General features: G+C 60.1%; 9 protein-coding genes. 5 read left to right on the top strand and 4 right to left on the bottom strand.

Features of this window, described 5'->3' with window-relative positions; translation table 11 throughout:
- Window positions 1–588 precede the first annotated feature (588 nt).
- The 3 genes from CDO35_RS10555 (at window position 589) to CDO35_RS10545 (ending at window position 3,640) form a co-directional block, all read left to right on the top strand.
- Window positions 589–1,962, top strand: coding sequence for a hemolysin family protein (locus CDO35_RS10555; RefSeq protein ID WP_099524556.1), 1,374 nt, complete (start codon window positions 589–591; stop codon window positions 1,960–1,962).
- Complete coding sequence (locus tag CDO35_RS10550; protein ID WP_099524554.1) at window positions 1,959–2,975, top strand: CNNM domain-containing protein; 1,017 nt, start codon at window positions 1,959–1,961, stop codon at window positions 2,973–2,975. The genes CDO35_RS10555 and CDO35_RS10550 overlap by 4 nt, the downstream gene beginning before the upstream one ends.
- A 182-nt stretch (window positions 2,976–3,157) precedes the next feature.
- The gene (locus tag CDO35_RS10545; RefSeq protein ID WP_099524553.1) at window positions 3,158–3,640 is read left to right on the top strand and encodes a phosphatidylglycerophosphatase A family protein; all 483 of its coding nucleotides are present in this window, start codon (window positions 3,158–3,160) and stop codon (window positions 3,638–3,640) included.
- 151 nt (window positions 3,641–3,791) lie between these two features.
- On the opposite strand, the gene tcyN is transcribed toward CDO35_RS10545, so the two are convergent.
- The 4 genes from tcyN to CDO35_RS10525 form a co-directional block, all read right to left on the bottom strand.
- A complete protein-coding gene (tcyN, locus tag CDO35_RS10540; RefSeq protein ID WP_099524551.1) occupies window positions 3,792–4,547 on the bottom strand; it encodes an L-cystine ABC transporter ATP-binding protein TcyN in 756 nt (251 codons plus the stop codon).
- On the bottom strand, window positions 4,547–5,215 hold the full coding sequence (gene tcyL, locus CDO35_RS10535) for a cystine ABC transporter permease (protein ID WP_045735909.1): 669 nt from the start codon (window positions 5,213–5,215) through the stop codon (window positions 4,547–4,549). Before tcyL ends, tcyN begins: the two co-directional genes overlap by 1 nt.
- Window positions 5,212–6,009: a cystine ABC transporter substrate-binding protein gene (tcyJ, locus tag CDO35_RS10530; protein WP_099524549.1), complete on the bottom strand. Its 798-nt coding sequence runs from the start codon at window positions 6,007–6,009 to the stop codon at window positions 5,212–5,214. The genes tcyL and tcyJ overlap by 4 nt, the downstream gene beginning before the upstream one ends.
- 83 nt (window positions 6,010–6,092) lie before the next feature.
- A complete protein-coding gene (locus CDO35_RS10525; RefSeq protein ID WP_099524547.1) occupies window positions 6,093–7,085 on the bottom strand; it encodes a D-cysteine desulfhydrase in 993 nt (330 codons plus the stop codon).
- 223 nt (window positions 7,086–7,308) lie between these two features.
- Between CDO35_RS10525 and CDO35_RS10520 the strand changes: the two genes are divergently transcribed.
- Entirely contained in the window at window positions 7,309–8,091 is a 783-nt protein-coding gene (locus CDO35_RS10520; protein ID WP_099524545.1) for a MetQ/NlpA family ABC transporter substrate-binding protein, read from the top strand.
- Window positions 8,092–8,404: 313 nt separating this feature from the next.
- On the top strand, window positions 8,405–9,562 hold the full coding sequence (locus CDO35_RS10515) for a GGDEF domain-containing protein (protein ID WP_099524543.1): 1,158 nt from the start codon (window positions 8,405–8,407) through the stop codon (window positions 9,560–9,562).
- Window positions 9,563–9,601 lie beyond the last annotated feature (39 nt).

Raw genomic sequence — 9,601 nt, 5'->3', positions numbered from 1 at the left:
TTAAGGAGCCGCGTTCCATTCGCTACCACACGATATGGAGGCGGACCGTGCAAGGGTGGTAGACCGACCCACGAAGGACGCCGGCCAGGCCGAAGCCTGCCTCACACGGCCCGCCATAAATGCGCGAGAAAACAGCAGGCACAAAAAAAAGCACCTGCTCTCGACTATGGCGCTACCGCGCCTTCGTGTGAATCGGGCTACCACACCCGGTCACGGGATTGACCGTGACAGGGCGGTCTGTAGCCTGGGGGCGGGAGTAGGGCAAGAGTTGTTAGCGGCCCAAAGCGGTCACGGCATTTCCTCATAAAATAGAGGCGTTTTGGACGGGTTAGGTACGAACAGCATGGTTGTATCGAATGCCCGATCTCGCGTTCGCATTTGTATTCAAATGTTAGAAGTTCGGCTCACAGTGCTAGAAGCCACAATCTACGGGCCTGCGTAAGCAGTTTCTGCATTGATCATCAAAGTGGCCTGGGGCCTGGGAAGGAATATAATGGCGGCCCTTTGTCACTTCGGATCCATTGTGGACACATCAAGCCCCAGCGGTTGTAGACGCTCTTCTGAAACAAAAACTGATGAGGTGATGCGGTGATCGAGCCGACCCTCACTCTCCTGTTCGGTTCCCTCGTTATCCTGGCGATCATTGCGGCAAACGGCTATTTCGTCGCCCAGGAATTCGCCTACATGGCCGTCGACCGTACGCGGCTTGCCGTACTGGCTGCCGACGGTGATGCCTCCGCCAAGCGCGCGCTTGAAGTGACGAAGCGAACCAGTTTCATGCTGTCGGGTGCCCAGTTGGGTATCACCGTGACAGGTCTGATGGTCGGTTTCGTGGCCGAACCATTGGTTGGTCAGTCGCTCGGTGTTCTGCTGGGCGGGGTCGGCATTCCGTCCGAAGTTGGCGTAACCGTCGGTACGCTGCTTGCCTTGGTGGTTGCCACGATTATCCAGATGATTTTTGGCGAGCTCTATCCGAAGAACCTGGCAATCGCCAATGCCGATCCTCTGGCCAGAGGTCTTGCCCGCTCGACTCTGATTTACCTGACGGTATTCGGTTGGTTGATCGGCTTTTTCGACAAGTCCGCCAATCTGTTCCTGCGCCTGCTACGTATCGAGCCTGTCCATGATCTGGATGTAAGCGTCTCGGCTGATGACCTGCCGCGCATCATCTCTGACTCGCGTGACAGCGGAGACCTTCCTGTAGAGCTTTCGCTGATGCTGGATCGCATTCTTGACTTCCCCCGGCAGGACGTCGAACACGCCATGATTCCGCGGTCACAGGTTGACTGGCTCACGCCTGAGACGACGTTGCTCAAACTGCGCGAACTCATGGCCAGTGGTCATACCCGTTACCCCGTCATCCACGAGGACACCCCCGTCGGCGTCGTTCACCTCACGGATGTCCTGTTGCGACTATTAGCAGGGGATACTGAAGATACTGTTGAGTCGGTGATGAGACCGGCCACGGTTATGCCTACCCTCATGGCGCTACCGGATGCCCTTGCTGAACTGATTCAGACCAACAACCAACTGGCCTGCGTCATCGATGAATACGGCAGCTTCGTAGGTGTACTGACTCTTGAGGACCTCGCCGAGGAAATCGTCGGCGAAATTACCGATGAGCATGATGAAGATAACGCCGACCCGCTCATGCCTGGCGGTGACGGCATCTGGATTATGGATGGCGATGTGCACCTGGACGAAGTCGAACGTGCGCTCGGCTATGACCTACCTCATGAAGAGGTTGAAACCATCGCAGGCCTGTTGATCGCGGAGCTGGGGGCTTTGCCCGCCGAAGGTGACACCGTGACGATAACCTTGCCTGAGGATCCCTCGGAGCTTGTTTCCGATCTGCCTGTGGTGCGTCAGCTAGTGATCGAGGTGCTGCGGGTTGAACGCTATGTACCGACGCAGGTGCGTGTCACGCTTGTCGAGACGATTAAGCAGGAGGAAGCGCAATGAATGATCCTCTGATCGTCACGTTGGTGACCATTGCCCTCATCGTGCTCAGCGCAATCTTCGTCATCATTGAGTTCGCGTTGCTCGGTGCGCGCCGTCACCGTCTCGAAGAGCTGGCGCCTACCAGCAGCTCTGCGCGCGCCGCGTTGCGCGGCATGAACGACCTGACCCTGATGCTGGCTGGTGCTCAGCTGGGCATCACGTTCTGTACCTTCGCACTGGGCGCCGTGACCAAGCCTGCTGTCGACAACTGGTTCGGCCCGCTGCTGATCGTCTGGGGCGTGCCCGAGTGGGCGGCGGGTGGTGCGTCCTTCGCGCTCGCGCTCTTCGTGGTGACCTTCCTGCACCTGGTCGTTGGCGAGATGGCACCGAAATCCTGGGCGATTGCACACCCGGAGCGTTCGGCACTTGCGGTGGGGCTCATATCACGCGCTTACATCTGGCCGTTGCGCCCCCTGATGAGGTGGGTCAACCGGATTGCGAACCGTCTAGTCAAGGCTTCCGGTGTCGAGCCTGTCGAGAGCGCTGCGGTGGGCGGGCAGGACATCGCCACCATTCGTAGACTCGTCGAGCACTCAGCTGAGGTCGGAACGCTTCAGCCTGGCCTTCAGCAGCAGATATCCAGCCTTATTGATCTCGGCACCTTACCGATCGAGGAGCTGGTAAAGAGTGACGCTGTCCCGGTGCACGTCAAATTTGATGCATCCGTAGCGGATGTACGTGCCATCGCTGCTCAGTCAGGCCATCTGCGTATCCTGATTCTCGGCGCCAGCGACAAACTGCCTCTGGTCGTTCATCTGCGTGACACGCTGCTTGAGCCTGATATGCGTCCGGCGCGGGAAATAGCCCGCCAGGTTTTCATTCTGGACGCGAAAACGCCGGTCTATGAGTCCCTAGCGCTCATGCGTAAGTCGAGTGTTCAGCTTGCGGTGGTCATGCAAGACGGACAGCTGAAAGGGGTGGTAACGCTCGCGGACATACTGGAGCGTATATTGCCTCTTGCGACCGCCTCCTAGCCGGCTTCCCTGTCAGCCAGGTGTTCATCTGATCAGGCGTGTACTGACAGAGCTTACCCTTGCTGAGGCCTGATGCATCAACACCTTCTGGCTTGTTGTTCTTCCAGCGCAGGAGGGTTAGCGACCTCTGGCTAACCCTCCTGCAGCCTGTTCCAGATGCATAAGATGGATTTGCGATTTCGATGATAGAAACCTTGGTGGTGCAGGCAGCAACAGGCTTCGGTCTTGGTCAGCTACCGTTCATGCCCGGAACCTTCGGATCGTTGCTTGGTTTGCCTCTGGCCTGGTGGTTATTGGGTCATCCCCCGAGGCGCCAGGCTCTCATCGCGGTGGTACTGCTGGCACTGGCTGTGCCGCTCTGCCATTGGGCTTCGCTGTGGTTAGGGGGCGGAGATATTCCACAGATCGTTGCAGACGAGTACCTGGTATTTCCGGTCTCGATGATAGGGCTTGCTTCAATCCGCCGCCCCTGGATGTTCCTGATAGCGTTCGCACTATTTCGCTTGTTCGATGCCCTCAAATTACCGCCGCTGAATCTTCTTGAAGCTGTCGGCGGTGGGGTGGGTATCGTGCTCGACGATCTAATGGCGGCTTTTTACACCTGGATCGTGATCGCGGTTGCTATTCGTATACGGCAGTGGTTCTGTAAAAAACAGGCCATATGAGCTCAAAGAGAGCCTATCGCATCCGCCCGTATCGTTAACAATATGACCTCCTCTGGCCTTAAACGGCCCAAGAAAAATTCGCTTGCTCCCACTCTTACCTCAGCCGGTTCCCCCACCAACTTCTGGACATATTCACCGACGCTACGACTGACTAAAGCGAGCGATCCAGCAGAAACTTGCTGAGAAACTGTCGCGTGCGTTCATGTTGGGGCGCGGTAAACAGGGTCTTGGCCGGGCCTTGTTCGACGATGTGTCCCTGGTCGATGAAGATCGCCCGATCTGCCACGTCGCGGGCGAAGGCCATCTCGTGGGTGACGATGATCATGGTGCGTTTTTCTTCGGCCAGATCACGGATGGTGGTCAGCACTTCGCCCACCAGCTCGGGGTCGAGGGCCGAGGTGGGTTCGTCGAAGAGGATCACCTGCGGGCGCATGGCCAGGGCACGGGCGATGGCCACGCGCTGTTGCTGGCCGCCGGATAGGCGCTTGGGGTAGGCGTCTTCCTTGCCGCTCAGGCCCACCTTGGCGAGCAGGGCGCGGGCATGGGCGAGGGCCGCTTCGCGCGGCTCCTTCTTCACCTGCACCGGGCCTTCGATGACGTTTTCCAGTGCCGTGCGGTGGGGGAACAGGTTGAAGTTCTGGAATACGAAGCCGGCCTGCTGGCGCAGTTGGCGGATCAGCTTCTGCTGGCCCTTGAGCGGTTTATCCGCATCGATATGGATATCGCCCACGGTGATCTGCCCGGCGCTGGGTTGCTCCAGCAGGTTGAGGCAGCGCAGCAGGGTGGTCTTGCCCGAGCCGCTGGGGCCGATAATGGCGACCACTTCGCCAGCGGCCACATCCAGGTCGATGCCCTTGAGTACTTCGTTGCTGCCGAAGGCTTTTCGCAGATTGCGCACGGAAATCATCAGTTGTCCTGCTCGTGCCGGTTGACCCTGGCTTCCAGGCGCGCCTGGAAGTGCGCGAGGATGCTGGCCAGCGCCCAGTAGATCAGCGCGGCTGCCAGGTACATGGTGAAAATCTCGAAGGTGCGCGCGGTGATCAACTGCGCCTGACGGAACAGTTCCGGCACCTGGATGGTGGCGGCCAGGGCGGTGTCCTTGACCAGGGAAATGAAGCTGTTGCCCAACGGCGGCAGGGCGGTGCGCGCGGCCTGCGGCAAGATCGCCCGATATAGCGTCTGCGTCTTGCTCATGCCGATGCTGGCGGCTGCTTCCCATTGGCCACGGTCGATGGAGGCGATGGCCGCGCGGAGAATCTCCGAGGTGTAGGCGGCCATGTTCAGCGAGAAGCCGATCAGCGCGGCCGGCAACGGATCGAGCTGAATCCCCAGTTGCGGCAGGCCGTAGTAGATCAGGAACAGCTGCACCAGCAGCGGCGTGCCACGGAAGAAGGAGACGTAAAGGCGGGTGAGCCAGCGCAGTGGCGCTGGCCCGTACAGGCGTCCGACGGCGAGGGCGAAGCCCAGCAGCAAACCGAAGAACATGCCGCCCAGGCTGAGTACGACCGTGTAGTAGGCGCCCTTGAGCAGAAAGGGCGCCGACTCCAGAGCCAGCTGCAGGGCGGACTCGATCATCGGGTGACGTCAGCCTTGAACCATTTCTCGGACAGTTGTTTGAGGGTGCCGTCGGCACTCAGCTTGGCCAGCGCCTGGTCGATGGCGGCGAGAAGCTTAGGATCACCCTTGCGCAGGGCGATGCCGGCCTCCTGACGCGAGAAGGCGTCACCGGCCACGGCCAGGCGGCCGCCGGTTTTCTCGACCATTTCGAAGGCTGCGAGGCGATCTACCAGAATCGCATCAATGCGACCGACGTTGAGATCCTGAAATTTGGTCGGATCGTCATCGTAGGTGCGGATGTCGGCTTGCGGCACGTTGTCTTTCAGCCACTGTTCGTAGTTGGTGCCAAGGCCTACGCCGACCTTCTTGCCGGCCAGGTCCTGGGCGCTCTTGATGCTGTCGCCATCGGCCTTGCGGGTCAGCGCCTGGATGCCGGAGACAGTGTAGGGGGTGGAGAAATCGTATTTCTTCTTGCGCTCGTCAGAGATGGTCACCTGGTTGATCACCACGTCCAGACGCTTGGACTCCAGCGCGGCGAGGATGCCGTCCCATTTGGTCGGCTGGAACTCGACCTTGACGCCCAGTTCCTTGGCCAGCGCTTCGGCCAACTCGACTTCGAAGCCGGTCAGCTTGCCGTTGGCGTCTTGATAGTTGAAGGGTGGGTAGGTGCCCTCCAGGCCGACCTTGATGGCACCGCGGGACTTGATGTCATCGAGCAGGTCAGCGGCAAAGCTTGCTGCGCTGAAACTGGCGCCCAGAACGAGGGCCAGACTACCGAAGAGGAAATGTCGACGCAGAGTGGAAAATGTCATGGTGACCTCGTGTCAGTGGGAAGGTGGCGCCACTCTAGGTGGAAATATTTATTCCGTTAAATAATTAAAAATTATCCATATATTCAATTTTGTTTGTAAGCGAAGAGGGCTGGTGAGCCGCCGGTGTGCAGGAACAGCAGCGGTCCGTTGCCTGGGAAGGCGCCATGCTTCAGGCCATTGAGCAGCCCGGCGAAGGCTTTGCCAGTGTAGACCGGGTCGAGCAGGATCGCTTCCAGGCGCGCCAGCAGGCTGATTGCCTCGAGGCCGGCGGCGTTGGCTTCGCCGTAACGCGGTGCGAAATAGGCGTCCCATAGCTCCAGGTTCAGCCCGCGCGGCACATCAACCTCCAACAGTTCAGCAGTGCGCTGGAGTAGACCCTCGACCTTGGGCTTTTGTGCGGCCTCGCTGCGCGAAACGGTGACACCGATCACACGTGTGCCAGGGCGCGCGCTTTCCAGTGCCAGCGCCAGCCCAGCATGTGTGCCGGCGCTGCCGGAGGCCAGCACCACGGCGGCGAAGTCCTGGCCGCTGGCAGCGATCTGCTCGGCCAGCTCCAGACCGCCACGCACGTAGCCGAGTGCGCCCAGGGCATTGGAGCCGCCGATGGGCACCAGGTATGGACAGCGCCCGGCTGCGCTGAGGCGTCGGCAAGCGGCCTCCAATAGCTGATCGGCGTTATCCAAAGTGGCGACGTTTTCCACCTCGGCACCGAACAGGTCCAGTAGCAGGCGATTGCCATTGCCCAGGTAGTCGTCGCTCTGGCTGTCGATGGGGTTTTCCAGCAGGGCCAGGCAGCCCAGGCCGAGTTGCGCAGCGACCGCTGCGGTTTGTCGTACGTGGTTGGACTGGATGGCGCCGGCGGTCACCAGTATGTCGGCACCCTTGGCCTGCGCATCGGCGGCGAGATATTCGAGCTTGCGCGCCTTGTTGCCGCCGAGCGCCAACGGGGTGAGGTCGTCGCGTTTGATCCAGATATCGCGGCCCAGGTATTGGGACAGGCGTGGCAGATGCTGCAGAGCGGTGGCCTGAAGAATCAGCTGCAGGCGGGGGAAGCGGGCGAGGGCGGCGGTGAGCATGGGAGCCTCCATGGAGCGAAGGCTTTTCACTCTAGGCGGGAGCAGGCTGGGCTCACAAGCGGAAGCGTAAGATTATTTTGAGTATAAGAAAATAATTAATAATTATTTTATGGAATAAGTCTTTCTTCGTACTGTTGCGCCCAGCCCGTCATATCCGCCGGGCGCCTGCCAAACGCGCCGGACTGCTGATCCAGCCGGTGCCTCAGACCGAGAACAAGGAACTATGAAGAAGACCCTGCTGTTGACCGCTCTGGCCGCTGCCCTGACTGCCTCCCTGGCCCACGCTGACGAAAAGCTTAGCGTCGCCGCCACGCCGGTACCGCACGCCGAAATCCTCGAACTGATCAAGCCCGAGCTGGCCAAGCAAGGCGTGGATCTGGATATCAAGTTCTTCACCGACTACGTTCAACCCAACCTGCAGGTGAGCCAGAAGAACCTGGATGCCAACTACTTCCAGACCAAGCCGTACCTGGACACCTTCAATACGCAGCGCGGTACCGAGCTGGTGATCGTGCAGGGCGTGCACGTCGAGCCTTTCGGCGCCTATTCGGCCAAGTACAAGTCCCTCGACGAATTGCCGAACGGCGCCACCATCGCCATCCCCAACGAAGTCAGCACCAGCGGCCGTGCGCTGCTCCTGCTGCAGAAGGCTGGCCTGCTGACCCTCAAGGATCCCAACAGCGCCCAGGCACTGCCGCGTGACATCGCCGATAACCCGCGCAACTTCAAGTTCCGCGAGCTGGAGGCAGCCACCGTGCCGCGCGTACTGAATCAGGTCGACCTGGCGCTGATCAACACCAACTATGCGCTGGAGGCCAAGCTCAATCCCAAGCGCGACGCGCTGGTGATCGAAGGCAGCGATTCGCCTTACGTCAACTACCTGGTAGCTCGCCCGGACAATCAGGATAGCGAGGCGATCAAGAAACTCTCCGCCGCGCTGACCAGCCCGCAAGTGAAAGCCTTCATCGAAAAACGTTATGAAGGCGCGGTACTGCCGGCTTTCTGATCGAAACTGTAAGGCGGCTCTTTTTGTGTCCTAGCTGCCCACCGTTGAACACGGTAGTAAACCTGTGCAAACGGGTTTGCGTTTACGCCGAGCCGGCTTAGCCGACTCGGCGTTCTTTTTTCGCACGGTAGGCTAGCGCCGCGAGGCTGCCTCTATAGGCGTGCATGACAAATTGCCTTCCCAGCGCCATATGCCTACGATTCGCGGGTTTGAAATGCCATGCAAACAGCCTCTGTAACGCAGAGAGGCGAGGGCGCCGCTGTGCGTCACCCAGTGCTAGGCTCCCGTTGCCATCCCTCAACTTGCGCGAACCATGGTCACTACCGTCATCCTCGGCATGCTCTGCGTGTACCTGCTGTGTTTTTCCGTGATGTTCCTGCTGATCAGCACCCGGCTGAATGGCAAGAAAATGGGCATGGAGGTCTTCGCGCTGGGCAACCTGTTGCTGGGCCTTGCATACATCCTGCAGTTGTTCGGCGGCCCACCGGATGAGGGGCTGGTGAGTGTCATCAACCACACGCTGACGCTCAGCGCTCCGGTCGTCTATGTGCTGGGTGCCATGCGCTTTTTCGAGCCGCCGACGCCGGTGCTGCGTCCGTTGCTCATGCTGGTGGCCGGCTACACGCTGTTGCAACTGCTGGTGCAATGGCTACTGGGAACTGAAGCCCGTCACGCCATGCTGGCTGCGGCCTGTGCCTCGCTGTTTCTGGCCATGACCGTGGCGGTGCTCTACGGACGGCGAACCTTCGCCCGGGATCTGCGCGTCGAGATGCTGGTGTTCGCCGTGCTGATCGGCGGCATCTGCATCCTTAACGCCATGAAGTTCGCGATGATCCTCAAGGGTGGCCTGGCGGCACTCGATATGGGCAGCGGCTTCCAGAAGGTTTTCTATCTCTACATGTCGTTTCTGGCGACGGTGCTGCCGCCCAGCGCCGTGTGGCTGGTGTTGCGCCGGCTTACCGATGAACTGCGCAACCTGGCTGCGCACGACCCGCTGACCCAGCTGCTGAACCGGCGCGGGCTGATGGACGCCCTGGACGCCCACTTCCGCTCGCGCACGGCTGGCCCGGCGTATCTGTTGATCGTGGACATCGACCACTTCAAAAGCATCAATGACACCCACGGCCACAATGTTGGTGACCTCGTCCTGACGCGTGTTGCCGAAATCCTCAAGGCCACTGCACGCCAGGGCGACCTGGTCTGCCGCTTGGGCGGCGAGGAATTCGTGGTCATCGCCCTGGATACCGATAGCGCCGGCGCCCTGCAGTTGGCAGAGCGCACCCGGGCTGCGATCGAACATAGCGAAGTGGCTGGCGCAGGCCTGAGTGATTCGATTCGCTGCACGGCGACCCTTGGCGTTTCGCATGAATTCAACAGCGCGCAGGCGTTCGATGAGTTTCTGCAGCAGGCGGATGCCGCCCTTTACCGGGGAAAGACGCAAGGGCGGAACCGGGTGGAGCGCGCGGGTTAGTGCAGATTTGCGGGCTATACGGCTGCTTTCGGCCAGGAG

The sequence above is a fragment of the Pseudomonas sediminis genome (assembly GCF_002741105.1).
GTDB lineage: Bacteria > Pseudomonadota > Gammaproteobacteria > Pseudomonadales > Pseudomonadaceae > Aquipseudomonas > Aquipseudomonas sediminis.
This window is presented reverse-complemented; position numbering and strand designations above follow the sequence as displayed.